Annotated in this window: 17 protein-coding genes and 2 pseudogenes; 10 read left to right on the top strand and 9 right to left on the bottom strand. The window is 54.8% G+C overall.

The features are described from left to right. Positions 1–310: 310 nt before the first annotated feature. A pseudogene (locus tag ACZ89R_RS29550) lies at positions 311–909 on the top strand (class I SAM-dependent methyltransferase). 146 nt (positions 910–1055) lie between these two features. On the opposite strand, the pseudogene ACZ89R_RS29545 reads toward ACZ89R_RS29550, so the two are convergent. From ACZ89R_RS29545 to ACZ89R_RS29520, 6 genes and pseudogenes are all read right to left on the bottom strand, one after another. Further along, positions 1056–2082: pseudogene (locus ACZ89R_RS29545) on the bottom strand (IS1182 family transposase); the annotation flags it as partial. Between the two features lie 74 nt (positions 2083–2156). Further along, positions 2157–2774, bottom strand: a complete 618-nt coding sequence (locus ACZ89R_RS29540; protein WP_429547262.1) for a LysE family translocator — start codon at positions 2772–2774, stop codon at positions 2157–2159. A 186-nt stretch (positions 2775–2960) separates the two neighbouring features. Further along, positions 2961–3386, bottom strand: coding sequence for a GNAT family N-acetyltransferase (locus ACZ89R_RS29535; RefSeq protein ID WP_123493953.1), 426 nt, complete (start codon positions 3384–3386; stop codon positions 2961–2963). 27 nt (positions 3387–3413) lie between these two features. After that, positions 3414–4772, bottom strand: coding sequence for an MATE family efflux transporter (locus ACZ89R_RS29530; RefSeq protein WP_429547263.1), 1359 nt, complete (start codon positions 4770–4772; stop codon positions 3414–3416). A gap of 223 nt (positions 4773–4995) precedes the next feature. After that, entirely contained in the window at positions 4996–5502 is a 507-nt protein-coding gene (locus tag ACZ89R_RS29525) for a hypothetical protein (RefSeq protein ID WP_429547264.1), read from the bottom strand. Between the two features lie 395 nt (positions 5503–5897). Further along, on the bottom strand, positions 5898–6323 hold the full coding sequence (locus ACZ89R_RS29520; RefSeq protein ID WP_429547265.1) for an ester cyclase: 426 nt from the start codon (positions 6321–6323) through the stop codon (positions 5898–5900). Positions 6324–6561: 238 nt separating this feature from the next. Here ACZ89R_RS29520 and ACZ89R_RS29515 point away from each other — a divergent pair, with 238 nt between their 5' ends. Together ACZ89R_RS29515 and ACZ89R_RS29510 are read left to right on the top strand one after the other, a co-directional pair. After that, positions 6562–7512: a LysR family transcriptional regulator gene (locus ACZ89R_RS29515; RefSeq protein WP_429547266.1), complete on the top strand. Its 951-nt coding sequence runs from the start codon at positions 6562–6564 to the stop codon at positions 7510–7512. 177 nt (positions 7513–7689) lie between these two features. Continuing rightward, on the top strand, positions 7690–7950 hold the full coding sequence (locus tag ACZ89R_RS29510) for a hypothetical protein (protein WP_429547267.1): 261 nt from the start codon (positions 7690–7692) through the stop codon (positions 7948–7950). Between the two features lie 54 nt (positions 7951–8004). Here the strand turns inward: ACZ89R_RS29510 and ACZ89R_RS29505 are convergent, their stop codons facing one another. Then, on the bottom strand, positions 8005–8961 hold the full coding sequence (locus ACZ89R_RS29505; RefSeq protein WP_429547268.1) for an AraC family transcriptional regulator: 957 nt from the start codon (positions 8959–8961) through the stop codon (positions 8005–8007). A 199-nt stretch (positions 8962–9160) separates the two neighbouring features. Here ACZ89R_RS29505 and ACZ89R_RS29500 point away from each other — a divergent pair, with 199 nt between their 5' ends. Both ACZ89R_RS29500 and ACZ89R_RS29495 read left to right on the top strand, forming a co-directional pair. Next, positions 9161–10114, top strand: a complete 954-nt coding sequence (locus ACZ89R_RS29500; RefSeq protein ID WP_429547269.1) for a diiron oxygenase — start codon at positions 9161–9163, stop codon at positions 10112–10114. An 81-nt stretch (positions 10115–10195) separates the two neighbouring features. After that, positions 10196–10618 carry an MAPEG family protein gene (locus ACZ89R_RS29495; RefSeq protein WP_429547270.1) on the top strand — a complete coding sequence of 141 codons (423 nt, stop codon included), beginning with the start codon at positions 10196–10198 and terminating at the stop codon, positions 10616–10618. Between the two features lie 282 nt (positions 10619–10900). Here the strand turns inward: ACZ89R_RS29495 and ACZ89R_RS29490 are convergent, their stop codons facing one another. Further along, a complete protein-coding gene (locus tag ACZ89R_RS29490) occupies positions 10901–11527 on the bottom strand; it encodes a LysE family translocator (protein WP_429547271.1) in 627 nt (208 codons plus the stop codon). Positions 11528–11637: 110 nt separating this feature from the next. Next, positions 11638–12549 (bottom strand): LysR family transcriptional regulator, encoded by a 912-nt coding sequence (locus ACZ89R_RS29485; RefSeq protein WP_429547272.1) that lies wholly within the window; start codon positions 12547–12549, stop codon positions 11638–11640. A 116-nt stretch (positions 12550–12665) separates the two neighbouring features. Here ACZ89R_RS29485 and ACZ89R_RS29480 point away from each other — a divergent pair, with 116 nt between their 5' ends. The 5 genes from ACZ89R_RS29480 to ACZ89R_RS29460 all read left to right on the top strand — a co-directional run bounded on the left by ACZ89R_RS29480 (position 12666) and on the right by ACZ89R_RS29460 (position 15679). Further along, positions 12666–13082: an ester cyclase gene (locus ACZ89R_RS29480; RefSeq protein WP_429547273.1), complete on the top strand. Its 417-nt coding sequence runs from the start codon at positions 12666–12668 to the stop codon at positions 13080–13082. A 10-nt stretch (positions 13083–13092) separates the two neighbouring features. Beyond that, positions 13093–14133 carry an SDR family oxidoreductase gene (locus tag ACZ89R_RS29475; protein WP_429547274.1) on the top strand — a complete coding sequence of 347 codons (1041 nt, stop codon included), beginning with the start codon at positions 13093–13095 and terminating at the stop codon, positions 14131–14133. A gap of 89 nt (positions 14134–14222) precedes the next feature. After that, positions 14223–14768: a histidine phosphatase family protein gene (locus ACZ89R_RS29470; RefSeq protein WP_429547275.1), complete on the top strand. Its 546-nt coding sequence runs from the start codon at positions 14223–14225 to the stop codon at positions 14766–14768. Positions 14769–14809: 41 nt separating this feature from the next. Continuing rightward, entirely contained in the window at positions 14810–15130 is a 321-nt protein-coding gene (locus tag ACZ89R_RS29465; protein WP_429547276.1) for an isochorismate lyase, read from the top strand. Positions 15131–15178: 48 nt separating this feature from the next. Then, positions 15179–15679 carry a GNAT family N-acetyltransferase gene (locus tag ACZ89R_RS29460; RefSeq protein ID WP_429547277.1) on the top strand — a complete coding sequence of 167 codons (501 nt, stop codon included), beginning with the start codon at positions 15179–15181 and terminating at the stop codon, positions 15677–15679. The last annotated feature ends 202 nt before the right edge of the window (positions 15680–15881 follow it).

Below are 15881 nucleotides of genomic sequence, written 5' to 3'. Positions count from 1 at the left end.
CGGTCAGCAGCCGGGCTTTCAGGGCAAGTCCGAAGGGCCGCGACGGCCAGCAATCGACCAAAGCTGACGGTCGACCAAGCAAGCTCAGAGCCAAAGATGCATTCCCAATAGGAATGCATTGCATAAAATTAATGAATTTTTATTATCGCCCTGTATGACCTAACTTGATTCAAGGACATGGAGAAGCGCCTTGAAATCATTACCGCTCAACTCAGCTGAAAAATTTGATACCCATCGGGCCAATGAGTACGGAAGACAGAGTCGTATCGCATTAGCAGGCTATGACGCCTGCCACGATCTTGTTGCGTGCATGCTAGCGGCAAGCCTCGGCGATAGAAATTCGGCGAAAGTACTGGTGGTTGGCGCTGGCGGCACTGCGCAGGAAATTGTTGCGATGGCAACGCTGGAGCCCTGCCTGGCGCTTCACTGCCGTTGATCCATCCGCGCCCATGCTGGAGGCTGCGAAGCACCAGTTGGAGGCCAACGACTTGCTTGAAAGAACGGACCTGCATCTTGGGCATGTTGAAGACCTGGCAGCAGGCCCGTCCTACGACGCAGCCACCTTGATCGGTGTCCTGCATCATCTCGAAGGTGATGATGCCAAGCACCAGCTTTTACGTTCCATTCGGGCTCGTCTGAAACCCGATGCGCCACTGACTTGTCGCGGGAAATCAGTACGCGTATGCCAGCCAACCGCTATTGCTGGCTGCCTGGGGCCAACGGTGGCGGCAGCACGGAGCCAGCCCGGATGAAGTGAAGGTCAAGCAGGGAAAAATCCTCCAGGGCGCTGACCCGCCACATTCTGAGGCGGCGGTTCAAAAACTGTTGAACGACGCCGGGTTCGGGGACGCTACGCGTTTCTTCAGCAGCCTGTTCTGGGGTGCCTGGTTGACGTGCAAAAGGGTTTGAAGGTGGACGCGACAGGCCGCAAATGAGCCAGAGTGTGTAAAAACGCTCTGACCTCATCGTCTTGAATCATCGACGTTCGTTGGCTGAGCGATCGCACGGTCAATACTGCGGGCCGCATCGGTCGCGACCTGGAACACGTCAATGCTGTTTTTTGCCACGTCATAGATGAAGGCATCGTTATTGAAACGCCCGTCAGCCTTGGCTCCAGAGGTCATCGGCTTGGGCACGTAGGCGGTGATACCTGCATCGTGAAAGCGAGGATTTGTTCGCTTTTGAAGTAACCTCGGTCAGCCACTACCGACAACGTATCTGACGCCATCGCCTCGCGGGCTTGCTTGGCCATCGAGCTGAGTTGATCGCGGTCGGAACCGACGTTGGTCACCTCGTGCGCAACGATCAAATGGTGCTGAGTATCGACCGCCGTCTGCACGTTGTAACCGACGATTCCCGTGCCACGCGTCATCATGGAACGGGCGCCTGGATCGGTCAGTGAGACCTGTTTATCCGGTGATTCATTGAGCTGGATTTCGATCGCCTGAAGCTCTTTCATTTGAGTTTTGAGCTTGGCGATTTTCTCTTCCAGCCGAACGGCACTGGGCTCGGTAGCTGTTGGTTCTTGCCGATCGGCAGCATCGAGTGCCGCCAGGTAACGGCTGATGCTCGATTCAATTTCTTCCATTCACCGTTTCAGTTTGGCGCTGGTGAAATTGCGGTCACGATTGTTGACCGCTTTGAATTTACTGCCATCGATGGCAACCAGATTTTCTCCAAACAATCCCAACTGCTGGCAGAGCACGACGAACTGGCGACAAACGCCTCGGATGGCCTTGCTGTTGTCTTTTCGGAAGTTGGCAATGGTCTTGAAATCGGCATCAAACGCCCGGTCAGCCACATCAGCTCAATGTTGCGTTGGGCTTCTCGTTCCAGCCGTCGGCTCGACTGAATGCGGTTGAGATAGCCGTAGATATAGATCTTCAGCAGGATCGCCGGGTGATAAGCAGGACGGCCTGTGTCAGCGGGAATAGCGCCGTCAAAACCCAAGGAGACCAAGTCGAGTTCGTCGACGAAAACGTCGACTACACGCACTGGATTGGTGTCGCTGACGTAATCGTCGAGGCTCTCGGGAAGCAAGGTGCCTTGACCCCGATGTTCACCTTGAATAAAGCGCTTCATGGGCGATCCTTGCGATGAAATCCTCGGAAATCATAGCAAGGGTTTTCGGGCTGGATAGATACTCAATCGTAGACTTATTGAACCAGCTGCCGGATCCCTAGAGACAAAATCAAACCACCGCATAATCGATCAATAGCTTTTTTCCTCCTTCGATACGCTGAAGCGATCTCAGGTTGCGAAAGAGCGATTGCGACCACTCCGTACCAAGTCATCGAAACCACCACTACGACTGCCAGCATCGATAAAAACGTGCTTGGTGAAAGGTGGGTGGGGGCTGCCGCTGAGAAAATAGCGGCATAGAAGGCCATGGATTTAGGGTTGCCGATGTTCGTAACGACCCCCTGAATGAATGACTGCCGAAAGTTTCCAACGACAGCATTATTACAGGGGGAAAGCGCGCTCTTCCCGGCCTTGAGCAGCAGTCGGAATCCAAACCACATCAGATAGGCTGCCCCCAGAACTTTTACGATCAGCGCCGCCCAAGGGAACGCAGCAAATACAACGCCGATACCTGCGATTGCACAGGTGGCCCAGAATAAATTGACCAATACGATGCCTGCTACCAAGGCCAAAGCTTCTGACCGCGTAGCAGCTACCGCTTTGTGGACTACTGCAACGAAATTTGGCCCAGGAATAACGACACCGGCCAGGTAAACCAAAAAGACTGTCAAAACGGCGGGACCATCGATCATGTGCATTCCTTTGCGAGTATTGTGGCCGGGGACGGTCATCATTCAGTTCAAGGCCGCCCGCGGCTTCAACGTACAACGAAATAAAAATTGGATACAGGGCTTTGAGCGTAGTTGTGTTTTTACACACTCTGGGCCGATTGCTGCCCGCTACGAAGCACAGCTATCGGCCCAAGATCCAAAACGCGGTCAGCACAACGACTTCTGGTAATAGAGCCGGATATGTCCCGGTGGATAGTCTGCCAGGCGTCCGAATTCGGAGTAACCCAGTTTTCGATAAAACCCGGGAGCCTGAAAGCTGAAGGTCTCCAGCCAGATACCAATGCAGTGTTTTTTCTGCGCAACTTCTTCAGCCATGCGCATTAGCCGTTCTCCGATACCCTGACCACGCATCGACTCGGGAACGCTGATAAGATCGATGAGCAGCCATCGATAAGAGACCTTGCCGTACAGCCCGCCAATAACTTCATTGCTGTCAGCGTCTCGTAGCAACAGAGCAAAAGTTTCATAGGCGTCGTCTCCACCGTTGGCCAGGTTATGGGCCAGCAATGGGGTCAAAATTCCTATTCGCTCTGCTTCAGAGGCATTTTCCGAAAGTTGAATTTCTACAGACATGGCGCTCTCCCTGAGCAAAACGAAGGCCTAAACCAACCGCTCAATCTTCTGATGCTGCCAGATCATTTTGTAATACAGCGTCTGCAGCATCAGCATCCCCAGATAGGCCACCGGAAACGCCATCCACACACCTTGCAGCCCAAAGCGTGCATCCAGCAGATACGCCACCGGCAACTGCACCCCAACCACGCAAACGATCGAAACCGCCACCGGCACCAACACCGTGCCGCTGGCGCGCATGATGCCGCCGACAATCGCCTGAAAGCCAAACACCAGCAGACTCCAAAGCATGATGTGCAACAGGTGTTCCGCCATCGCCCGGGTGGAATTTTCCGTCAGGAACAACCCCAGCAACCAGTGCGACAACAGGTAACCCAACACCACCAAACCACCGGTCAGGCACACGTTGATCAACAGCCCCGTGCGCAAAATCGGCCCCATGCGCTCGATGCGCCCTGCCCCAATCGCCTGCGCGCCGAGGATCGACGCCGTGATCGCAATCGACAGCGCCGGGAACTGCACGTAATTGACGATCTGCGTCACCGCCCCGTACGCCGCCGTCGCCTGGGAACCGTGCTGATTCACCAGCGCCAGAATCACCAGCTCCGACAACGACAGCACCACCATCTGCAACCCGGTCGGCAGCCCAATGCGCAACACCTTGCCGAGGATGTCCATGTCCAGCCGCATCGACGCAAACATCTCCCGATCCGGCGCCAAAGGATGCCCCTTGCGAATCAACCGCCACGCCAGCCACCCCATCGCCGCCAAGTTACCCGCCAACCCCGCCCACGCCGCACTCTGAATCCCCATCGGCGGCAGCCCCAACCACCCGAGAATCAACGCCGGCGTCAGCGCCAGCCCGACACACGTCGACACCACCAGCGCCAACAACGGCGACACCGTATCGCTCACCCCTCGCAGCAACTGCGTGAACAACACAAACACCAACAGCGACGGCAAGATCCACATCATCACATGCGCATACGCCACCGCATCGTCCAGCACATCCACCGGCGTGCCCAAACCCTGCAACGCCGGCCGGGCAAACACACTCCCCAACACCGCCGCCGCCAACCCGATCATCGCCCCCAACAGCAACGTCGAACCGGCAATGGCCTTCACCAAATGCAACTCGCGAGCGCCCCAGGCTTGACCGATCAACACGCCCGCGCCGGCGCCGAGGCCGATGACCAGGGCGATGAAGAAGAACACCACGGGGAACATGCCTGATACTGCCGCGAGAGCCTGGGTGCCGAGCATTTGGCCGATGTAGATGCTGTTGATCGTGCCCGACATGGATTGGAGGAAGTTGGAGAGGACCATGGGGGCGAGGAACAGGAGGTAGGTTTGCCAGAGGGGGTGGTGGGTGGTGGGGGTTTGCATTGAGGTTCCGTCTCGGGTGGGGGCTGGCGTTTGGGAAATTCTACGCTACGGAACTGGGAACAACGCGCTTCTATTTTGCGGATTTGGGGAGCAGAAGTAATGTCTGCTTTCGGGCCAAAAGCGGTCATTCATACTGCGCCGGCTTTAGCCGGCGAGCGACAGGAGTCGACCCAAAAGAAGATATAGCTAACGTCGTGTCACAGGAAGCCATATATGAAACTCTTCATAACTTAGGGTCTGTCTTGAGCGTAAAGTCTAAAAAAGCCTCTTCTGATGTCTTGGGCACTTTGAACTTAATAAAGCCATACCCGAGTGCTGTATGGCATGCATTACACGCGATCTCAGCTTCTGAAAATTTCTCATTGAAAGTCTTCGTGTTCTTATTCAAAATAGCCTGGCCAAGCGGTAGAAGATAAGTACTCTCAAAAGCCTTCAACATGCCAGCCCTTTGTGGCCTGGTAATCTCCGCCACTTCTTGCGACTCACGCAATTCCTTTAGCTGGTACTGAGCCAGCCCCCAGTTACCGCCATTCGCCGCCCAGTATATATTGGCAAACCGATAACCGAACTCATGCATTACCACCCCTAAGCCTGGCTGAATGGAGGAAAGCACATCAACACGGCTCTCGACACTGCCCTCAGTTATACTTTTTGCAACTTCATCACTCGCGTGAGCTACAAGGAACGGCGCCAAAAACAGACCAATGAGAACCATTCGTTTGCGAAGCATAATGCCACCTCATTTAACTAGGTATTGATAGTTTTTCGGGAACTTAGCGCTTTAATCATTGAAAACGCTAAAGCCGAAAGACACCGTGCGAAATGCATTCAGGAGTGAGCGTTGCACTTATATGTTGAGTTCAAGCCAAGTGTAGTCGACCAGCGTAGTCTATTGACGCTTCACGGAGCTGGGCCGACGAAAGGTCTCCCCCCCATCGATACTTGTTAAGCAACTCATTCAGCAAGGTGAGTCGGCCTTGCTTACATGGATACATGCGACTGTCCGTTTTGGGTCGATTGCCGCCCCTCACGACAGGCAGAAATCGGCCAATAGCGGCCTCTGACCACCGTAGAGAAAATAATTTCACCACGGTGGATTTAGCTCCCTTGAGAATTAACTAAATGTTACTCGTAACTGATGATTCCGAGTTGCTTTGCCATGAACAGTTCGTTCCGCTCAACGATCTCCTCGATCACTTTACCCTCTTTGTTGAACCGGAAATACGTCAGGGCCGTCCACGTCAAGCTCTTGCCTTCTACGTTAAAGCCGTGCCATGTATTGGAGCCAGTTGCACAGTGTGTCAACGCGACTACAACAACGTCATCTGTGACAACTTCCTTGCTGAACGTAGTTTTAATTGTCTTATATCGTTCGAGAACATTTGCGCTCAAGGCTCGCTTGAAATTTTCCAAACCACCTATCGGAGCATCGCAGTCCGGCCGATGCACGACCACGTCGACATCGAAATACTCGGAAACTCGCTCAACATCCTTACCATCCACACAGTATTTAAAGTAGCTCTTCACCGCATCTAGATTTTTGACGCTCATACGAACCTTACTCCTCTCACCTTGATAACAGGCAATAAATTCAAAGCTTTTATAAAAGGCCGCCCCGCTTAAAAGGAGTCGTACCCCAGAGATGTTAAATCAATACGGACAAGACCTTTTGCACACTTCGCAAGTGTTTAATTGGAACGATCCAGCGCGTCAGGCACATTCTAGGAGGAGTTATGGTATTCGTAAATCTATAATATACTAGGTGTGATATCGACTATAGGAATACCACATGAGTCTGGAACGGTTGGAAAAATGGGCGACAGTCAGGCATTTCCGCTTGGCAATTGCATTGTTTGAATATGGCAGTGTTTTGCACGCTGCACGCTCGCTGAACCTCTCACAGCCTACAGCGAGCAAGCTGCTACAAGATCTGGAAGAGGCTGTAGAGGCTCAACTCTACACTCGGAATCGCAGGGGGGTTACGCCTACAGAGCTTGGTCGGGACTTTGTGCAGCGCAGCCGGATGATCCTTGCCCAGCTGGATCATGTATCCCAAGCAATCGACGCTCTTGGAAAAGGGCATGCCGGGCGTGTTGCCATAGGAAGCGTGTTAACAGGGTCAAGCTATCTTGTGCCTGCAGCCATCGCGCGACTCTGGGCAAGCCGACCAAGCATCCGCATCAAAATCGTCGATGGTGTGAGCGGAGAACTGATACCTCGGCTTATCTCAGGCGAACTGGACTTCTTGATTGGGAGACTTTCCGATGTCAGCTCAAGCGTCGTTGTCGCTCAGGAGGCGCTCTTTAGCGAAAACGCCATCATCGTTGCGCGCCGTGACCACCCTCTTGCTCAGCAACCTGGGGTTAAACTGGAAGAGCTCGCGCGCGAAGCATGGATTCTGCCGCCAATAGAAACTACTTTACGGAAGCAGTTCGATAACATCTTCCATCGAAAGGACATTGACCCACCACATGCAACTATAGAAACAGCATCATTCTTTAATATTCTTTGGTTATTAAAACAGACCGATCTTCTTGGAATATTACCTCAATCAGTTATTTCTGACCCAGCACATAGTAATGAGCTAGTTCGCCTCCCGGCTTTCGAACCTCTAATCCTGGAGCAAATCGGTGTTTCCCGACTAGGAGACGCTACATTGTCACCTGCCGCTTCCGCTTTATTGGACGCACTAAGAGAGGTTATGCACAGCCCCCCAAAAACGGGGGAGTACCTTGTGTAAGAGAAGGAGTTCTAATCTTTGCAATAGCCCATCGTATGGATAGAAATCGCGCCTATCCCCACTGGAGCGATAAAACCTATAGTCACTCCGTCACCCACAAAGCGACCAGGTTTGGCGACCTGCAGATCGGATCAGTCCCCATCAATCTGATTCGGAGTTTCACCTACGGATAGATACATGCCCTTAACCGGAATCGACCTGATCCCGGCCTCCCTCCTCATCGACACCCAAACCCCGCTCGACGTCCTGCACGCCATGGCCGACTACCGCATCCGTACGGTCACCCAAGTTTTGGAAAACATCGCCTTCCGCGCCGAGATCGGTTGCGACACGGTGGTGCTGTCAGACTTTTCCAAACTGCTGGCCATTCCGTTGCGCGATGGCTGTGATTTGATGGATGTGATCGGCCGACGCTTGCGGGCTCAAGCCGCGGAGTAAATGAAAACGGGCGACCTGAGTGGCGCCCGTTTTTGTATCCGCGCACCGGACTTCTCACGCTGATTGTCTACGCCAAGTGCCGGGTGATGTGCCGAACTGGCGTTTGAATGCGCGACTGAACGCGGCTTCGGATTCGTAGCCCACTGCAAAGCCGATTTGCGCCACATTACCGCGACCTTCGCGCAGCTGTTGAGCCGCTACGTGCATACGCCAGAGCGTTAGGTATTGCATCGGTGGCTGTCCGACCAATGCCGTGAATCGCTCCGCGAATACCGAGCGCGACATGCCCACTTCAAGCGCCAGGGCTTCTGCAGTCCAGCCCTCAGTTGGACGGGCATGGAGCAGCGCCAGTGCGCGCCCGATATGCGGATCTCGCAAACCCGCCAGCCATCCGCGCCGCTCAGGAGGGAGGCTCGCGACGTACTGGCTGACGGCTTCGACGAATAGCAATTCGGAGAGCTTGGCGATGACCGTTGTCGAGCCGAGGCGCCCCGCCGCAATCTCACTGACAGCGAACCGGAATGAGCTTTCAATCCAGGCTCCCGAAGCCGTCGCGCGCAAGTCTAGTTTCAATAAGGATGGCAGCGACGAAAGCAACGGACTGAAGGGGGTTTCAGAGCCGAGGAATCCGCACAATAGTTGCGTGACCTCGCCGCCCCCGCCGTACTTGATTCGTGAAATAGCGCCGACTTCCGGCGGCTGAATAACTTCGCCCGCCGGCATGGGAGCAATGCTTAGATCACTGCCAAAAGAATGAGCGTCATTGTGAGGAAGCAGAACGAGTTCGCCTGCCCGCACGTCAATGGCGGCACCGCCGTCGACTTGTAATTGCATATGCCCTGCAGCGACAAAATGCGACGCAATGATATGTCGAGGTGCCGCCAGGAACGGTTTGCAATCGTCCGCAGAGATTCGTCCCTTGATGCACCAGGGCGCAGTGAACTCCGACTCGAGAAAAACCCCTCCAGACAGCCGAATCACACGCAACACATCAGAAAACGCATCCAACAATTGCCAGCCCTCCTTTCCGGAGTCCGGAGCATGTAATCAGGCGCACTGGTCATTCATCGCCTGAACTGCGAGGCCTAGATTAGCACCAACGCGGACTCCGTGATCGAGACGATCCCCAGACGTTTCACCGATGGTCATTGGCTCCGACGTTAACCGTAATTGCCCCATTCCAACTCGACCAGGCAAGCAGGAGATCGATATGAACACCGTTGCTACCATGCCCAGCGCAGATTCGGATAACGCCGCCCGTTATGCTCAACTTGTCAGATCATCGAAGAAAGCGGAATGGCAGATCGATCGTGATTTGCTACAGGATCGGAGTTTCGACTTCTCGCGCAAATTTTTGCCCGACGGGCTGTCGCGGATCGACCGCCTGACCTTTCTCGCCGCGGATGAGGCGCGCCTGCTCAGTCAGATTCAGGGCCGAACCTATGCGTATATCTTTGGCTTGGTCGAGCGTTTTATCAGCGCCAAAATGCTCGATCAAGGTCGGGCCCATGTCTTTGATGATCAGCTCGCACTCGAAGCGCTGGTGCGCTTTTCTAACGACGAGATCAAGCACCAGGAACTGTTCCGGCGCATGGAGACGATGATTAGTTCGCACTTGCCAGCGGGATATCGTCAAGTTGCCGATCCAAACGATGTGGCGCGCTCGGTTCTTGCGGCCAGCACTTGGTCGGTGCTGGCGTTGACCTGTCATATCGAGCTGTTTGTTCAGGCGCACTACGTGCAAAGCATCGCCCCGCGTGAGGAGTTGTGCCCACTGTTCAAGGATGTTTTCAAATTTCACTGGAAGGATGAAAGCCGGCACGTCGTACTCGATGAACTGGAGTGGAAGGCGGAGCACGCGAAACTCTCGCCAGCCGAGCGCGACCAGGCAGTGAATGATCTGATCGCATTGGTGGCGGCCGTCGATGCAATCCTGCAGGCACAATCGGCATCCGATGCCGACTACTTTATTCGCAATGTTTCACGGTCATTCAGTGTCGATGAGACAGCGCAAATCAAAGCCTCCGTGCTGAGCGCCTACCGCTGGCAATACATAATCTCGGGCGTGGAGCATCCACACTTTGGCCGGCTGCTTACGCGCATGACAACACCCGCACAGATGTCCACGATTCAGACCGCACTGGCGCCAATCATGAGCAATTGATCGACAAGGGGCGGCCGACCGTACGTCGGCCGCGCGACTGTGGGATGACGTGTTGAAAACGATTTATCGAGGCTGGCAGCCATGACAATACCGATGTGGATGTTGCTTGGATTTGCGACCTGGACTTTGCTGCTGTTGATGGCAACCGTCGGGGTGTATCGCTGGGTCAGAATCTTGTTCTCGAATGTTCCGATTGCCTCTTTCCGATGCGATCAACTCGAAGGCGAGGATTGGTATCGGCGTGGGATAAGAGCACACGCGAACTGTGTGGAAAATCTGCCGGTCTTTGGCGCCATTGTGTGGGTGATTTCAACCCTTGGTGTTGACGCCCCTGCAGTGAGCTACTTGTCCGTAATCGTCCTGATTGCCCGCGTGTGCCAGTCTGTGGTTCACGTATCCCATGTGCAAACCAATACGTTCGTGGCGGTTCGGTTTGCCTTTTTTTTCGTTCAGTTGGTCTGTTTTTTCGCGCTCATTGTTATAGCCGCTAGTTATGGCGTATGAATCTCTTGAATCAAGGGATTCCTGGCTTGTTCCTGCAAATCAACATTGCGTTCGGACGCGCGCTCTAGCGATTCAATGGTTAGATTTCAAAATTACCAGCTTCACTTCACCATGCTGCCAGCGACGGGCGAACACACCTCCCTCCTACAAGGCTAAGGGAGGCGAAATCATGCTTTTCGCCGCCACCCACTGATGCGGAAGCAGTTGCCCGTCGTCAGCTTTCATAATCACCGGGGCTCAGCGAAGCTGAAATCTTAGCCCCGCGACGCCAATATACTGATCCTATTTTTGGCTGAGTGCCGCTATCGATACTCCCGAAGCAACGAAGGTGAGTCCTGCCCCTACGTTCAGGCCATTTACCAGTCGTGGCCTCTGACACAAAAATCGGGACAGTGCAGTGGCAAATACGCCCATAAGTGCGAACCCCACTGCCGTAAGTGCGGCGAACCATATGCCGTACACCAGCATCTGCACGCTCACTGAGCCGCGTTGCGGGTCGACGAACTGAGGGATGAACGCAAGAACGAAAAACCCGGGCTTCGGATTGAGTGCTGCCGAGAGTAATCCCGTGAGGAAAATGCTCGGCAGTGATTGCCGAGTCGTTGGCTGGAAGCTAATCAGGCTACGAGAGCGTAGGACTTTTATGCCAAGCCAAAGTAGATAACCGGCGCCGATGAGCTTGACGACCCAGAAGGCAACTGCAGACGTCTGCATAAGCAAAGTCAGTCCGAGTGAAGCAGTTGCCACATGAAAGAGAATTCCCGCCCCGGATGCCATGCCCGATACGATAGCGGCTATCCTGCCCTGACTGAGTCCTCGGCCTACGGCCAGCAGATTGTCCGGGCCTGGTGCGAGTACCAATAGCAAGCACGCGGCAGTATAGGTAAGCCAGATATTGATCGGAAACACGGCATTCTCCTTAAGCTTCACCGAGGCATCCATCCTCACGTAGCGCCAGACTGTGCCCGTACCAGATTGCAAAGTCAAAGCCACTGAATTTGAGAAGATCTATTTACCCTTCACCCATTTCGGGGCGTCCCCCCCAAGAGGGAACCTTCGACACTTTCTATGGAAAGCGTTTCCAGCAGCACCTGCTCCAAAATGACAAAAAAACACTTGATGTGAGCCTGCTTCAACGCCTGCGGCCGGGTCACCAGAAAGACCTCCATATCTGGAAGCTGGATCTCCGGAAACACCCCGATCAGGTCCTTCGCCAGAATACAGGGCAGCACTGCCACGCCCATACCTCGCCTCACCGATTCGAGCTGAGCCGCGAACGAACTCACGCTGATCTGCGTGCGGTCCAGACCCGCGGCCTTTGCCACACACAGTTGCGGCAACATATCCAGCGGAGGTAGCAAGGCAATATTGACTGCCATGGCCGGTGTCACTTCTGGAAACCGCTTCAGATAACTTGCATCGGCGAAGACTCCGTAAGCGAGCCTGCCGAGGGGTCGATAAATCAGCGACGGCTCGCCCAGATGAACTGTGCGTACGGCAATGTCTGCAGCGCCGCGAACGATCTTGTGAAAGTCGGCTGTTATCAGCAACTCCACCGAGCATCGCGGGTGCGCTGAGGTGAAGCGACTCGCTGCCTCCAACACGCAAGACGAGAACCCCTCCCCTGCACTGACCACGACAGTGCCAGAGAGCTCTGTGTGTGGTTCGGACATGCCCGTAACGGTTTGACGCCTCAAGCCCGCTTCTGCAGCCTGGGCAACGTCCACGAGGGATTGGCCTCGCGGGGTCAACCAGCATCCTTCAACGCCCCGCTCCACGAGTGGCTCGCCCAGTGCCCTTTCAAGTTGGGTCAGCCGTCGCGACACAGTAGACGCCGCAATCCCCAACAATTGGCCGGCCTGAAGAAAGCTGCCACGTCGTGAGACGGCCAACAGCAGGCGAAGATCGTCCCAGTTTGCTTGCAAAGCCATGCTTCATATCTTCCCTGATTTGCAAATGTGCAAAGCCATTATGCAGCAGTCGCTATTTTTCGGCAGAGGCGTGAACGGTATATCTACACGCCCTCGAAACGAATGGAACGGACTGTATGACTACTGGCCCCAACGACTTTGCGGAACGCGCCGCCAGCGCCTTCAATCGCCGTGATGTGGAAACGATGCTTACGCTGGTTTGCGAAGACTTCATCTACTTCGATGGGATGGGGATGCAAACCGGTCGCGAATCCATGCGCAAACGAGAAATCGCATTACTCGAAGCCTTCCCCGATGCCCAGCTGACCTTCAGCCCATTTGCCGTCAGTGACGATCGTTTGGCACTGACCGCCTTCCTGACCGGCACCTTCACCGCACCATTGGTGATGCCGGACCGGGTGATTCCACCCCATGGCCGCCATATTGCCGTGTACTACGCCGCACACTTCACCTTCAAAGACGGGCTGGCCATCCGTGAAGAGGCCTTCTTCGACAGTGCGGTGTTGATGTCATTTTTTAGCCGATCAGAGTGAGGGTTGACCGATGCATAGCACATTCGTCACTGGCGCGACCGGCTTGTTGGGCAACAACCTGGTGCGAGAACTGGTCGCTCGTGGCTGCGCGGTCAAAGCCCTGGTTCGCTCAAGAGCCAAAGGTGAACAACAGTTCAAGCATTTGCAGGGTGTGGAACTGGTCGTTGGGGACATGGCCGATGTCGACGCGTTCGCAACGTCGTTGCAAGGCTGCGATACGGTGTTTCACACCGCCGCATTCTTTCGCGACAACTACAAGGGCGGCAGCCATTGGAAGGAACTCGAAAAGATTAACGTGGAGGGTACGCGACGCCTGCTTGCCCAGGCCTACAACGCCGGTATCCGACGTTTCATCCATACCTCTTCCATCGCCGTGCTCGACGGCGCCCCCGGCACGTCAATCGATGAAACTTGCCTACGGGCCGACGCCGACGCGGATGACTACTACCGTAGCAAGATCCTCGCCGACCGTGTCGTCTTGTCGTTCCTGGAACGCCATCCCGAGATGCATGCCTGCATGGTCTTGCCTGGCTGGATGTGGGGCCCTGCCGACATTGGCCCGACCTCCTCGGGGCAGTTGGTTAACGATGTCGTGCGCGGCAAATTGCCCGGACTGATCCCCGGTAGTTTCTCTGTTGTCGATGCCCGCGATGTGGCATTGGCGCAAATAGCCGCAGCCAGACATGGACGGCGCGGTGAGCGCTATCTCGCGGCGGGCCGGCATATGACCATGCGTGAGCTGGTGCCTGTTCTGGGACGCATAGCGGGCGTCAAGACACCCGTTCAACAACTACCGCTGCCCTTTCTATACGCCTTGGCGGCGGTGCAGGAGATTTATGCGCGTGTCACCGGCAAGCCCATTCTGCTGAGCATGGCCACACTGCGCCTGTTGATACGAGAGAAGGACCGCACCTGTTTCAACCACAGCAAGAGTGAACAAGAGCTTGGCCTGAGTTTCCGGGCGCTGGAGCTGACACTCAGTGACACTGTGGCGTGGTACCGCGATCACGGTTGGTTTGAAAAACGCACATCCGTCATGGTCGACGACTGACTTTCGCAGATAAGATGACCGTCGAGCTCCACATTCACCGCATACCAGGACAAGGACGTAAACATTCTGTGAGTAGGAAAATAATCCTGATGCGTCACGGCCAGCCAAAGTTGGTCGCAACCGACAAAATGTCAGCGCTCGAGATGAAAGACTGGATCGAACACTACAACCGGTCCGAAATCACCAGCCAGCCCGTCCCGGATGCCAGCCTGCAGCTCGCCGCAACCGCCACGGTGATCGTCTCAAGCAACGCGCCTCGTGCGCTGACTTCCGTCCAGGCTCTTGGCCTGAAACCCGCCCTCGTCGACGCACTTTTCTGTGAAGCACAACTGCCTTATGGTCACTGGAAACTGCCACGGCTATCGCCGTTTACCTGGGCATTTATCCTTCGTGTTTTATGGTTGTGCGGTTACTCACGCAGCGTCGAATCCGTCGCCACTGCCAGGATGCGGGCCAGCACGGCAGCTCAACGACTTCAGTCCCTTGCTGCCAGCGACGGACCGGTTCTACTGCTCGGTCATGGCTTTATGAATCGAATGATCGCCAAACAACTGGTGGCAGATGGATGGACTCGCCAAAAACGTAACGGCAGCCAGTATTGGAGTGCGACGGTGTATCAATATGGCGGTGTTTAAGAGGTGCTTCACAATCTTTTTCAGCAAATGGAGTCACTTACATGGAAGTCATCAATCAATTACAACCCGCAGAGTGTGAAGGCATGGAGGACATCCGACGCGAAATCGATGCCCTTGATCACGCCGTTATCAAGCTGTTGGGCAAGCGTTTTCAGTACGTCTTGGCTGCCTCGAAGTTCAAGACCTCGGCGACTTCGGTGCGTGCTCCGGAGCGTTTCAAGGCGATGCTGGCGACACGTCGCGAGTGGGCCGAGGCCGAGGGCTTGAGCCCGGATGCCATCGAGAAGATGTACAGCGACCTGGTGAACCACTTCATTGCCGAAGAGATGAAACACTGGGCGGCTCATCAATCCGAAAACTGATCCGCTGCACAACGACCAAGTAGTTCTACCAGAAAGGGAAGCGACCTTATGAGCCCCGTCAGAATTCGTACCCTACAAAGTACTGACGCTGAGGCGTTGTTGGCATTTGAAATGGACAATCGCGAGTGGTTCGAGCGTTTCATTGACGCGCGCGATGCTGCTTTTTACACGGTGCAGGGCGTCACCGACCACATTGCGGCTTATTTATCTGGTTTTACCGCCGGAACCTGGCACCCATTTGTCCTCGAAGAGGCTGGCGGAACTATTGTTGGACGCGCGAACCTGAAAGGCATCGACATGTCCGAGCGGTCGGCAGAAGTTGGCTATCGGATTGCTCAAAGCGCTTGCGGACGGGGACTGGCAACGCTGGCGGTGAGGCATCTGATTCAGGAGGCGCAGTTACATTGGAACCTTAAACAACTGGTTGCCAACGTCTACGCTGGAAATATGGGTTCGGCAAAAGTACTCGAACGGTGTGGCTTTTTGATCGAACCTCTATCCCGGCAAGAAACGACAGAGCATGAATATCGGTTTGATCTTTCGATTTAGATGATTGAAAAACGGGCGCCTTGTCAGGTGTCCGTTTTTTTTACAGTTGGTCATCGCAGTTTCTGACGACGAACCTGGCTGATACACAGAGGTCAAAGCAGGTGATGACGTCGCCAATGATCAAAGGCCTCACTCAGGTGCGAAGTCAGTAGCTCACATATTTTAGGGTGCGCCGGATAGTTTCAGCAGGCTCGGATTGTTC

The sequence above is a fragment of the Pseudomonas sp. TE3728 genome (assembly GCF_056279145.1).
This window is presented reverse-complemented; position numbering and strand designations above follow the sequence as displayed.

Coding starts and splice junctions, on each gene's coding strand:
- ACZ89R_RS29540 (WP_429547262.1), bottom strand. CDS start 2,774: ATGATCGATGGTCCCGCCGTTTTGACAGTCTTTTTGGTTTACCTGGCC.
- ACZ89R_RS29535 (WP_123493953.1), bottom strand. CDS start 3,386: ATGTCTGTAGAAATTCAACTTTCGGAAAATGCCTCTGAAGCAGAGCGA.
- ACZ89R_RS29530 (WP_429547263.1), bottom strand. CDS start 4,772: ATGCAAACCCCCACCACCCACCACCCCCTCTGGCAAACCTACCTCCTG.
- ACZ89R_RS29525 (WP_429547264.1), bottom strand. CDS start 5,502: ATGCTTCGCAAACGAATGGTTCTCATTGGTCTGTTTTTGGCGCCGTTC.
- ACZ89R_RS29520 (WP_429547265.1), bottom strand. CDS start 6,323: ATGAGCGTCAAAAATCTAGATGCGGTGAAGAGCTACTTTAAATACTGT.
- ACZ89R_RS29515 (WP_429547266.1), top strand. CDS start 6,562: ATGAGTCTGGAACGGTTGGAAAAATGGGCGACAGTCAGGCATTTCCGC.
- ACZ89R_RS29510 (WP_429547267.1), top strand. CDS start 7,690: ATGCCCTTAACCGGAATCGACCTGATCCCGGCCTCCCTCCTCATCGAC.
- ACZ89R_RS29500 (WP_429547269.1), top strand. CDS start 9,161: ATGAACACCGTTGCTACCATGCCCAGCGCAGATTCGGATAACGCCGCC.
- ACZ89R_RS29495 (WP_429547270.1), top strand. CDS start 10,196: ATGACAATACCGATGTGGATGTTGCTTGGATTTGCGACCTGGACTTTG.
- ACZ89R_RS29485 (WP_429547272.1), bottom strand. CDS start 12,549: ATGGCTTTGCAAGCAAACTGGGACGATCTTCGCCTGCTGTTGGCCGTC.
- ACZ89R_RS29480 (WP_429547273.1), top strand. CDS start 12,666: ATGACTACTGGCCCCAACGACTTTGCGGAACGCGCCGCCAGCGCCTTC.
- ACZ89R_RS29475 (WP_429547274.1), top strand. CDS start 13,093: ATGCATAGCACATTCGTCACTGGCGCGACCGGCTTGTTGGGCAACAAC.
- ACZ89R_RS29470 (WP_429547275.1), top strand. CDS start 14,223: ATGCGTCACGGCCAGCCAAAGTTGGTCGCAACCGACAAAATGTCAGCG.
- ACZ89R_RS29465 (WP_429547276.1), top strand. CDS start 14,810: ATGGAAGTCATCAATCAATTACAACCCGCAGAGTGTGAAGGCATGGAG.
- ACZ89R_RS29460 (WP_429547277.1), top strand. CDS start 15,179: ATGAGCCCCGTCAGAATTCGTACCCTACAAAGTACTGACGCTGAGGCG.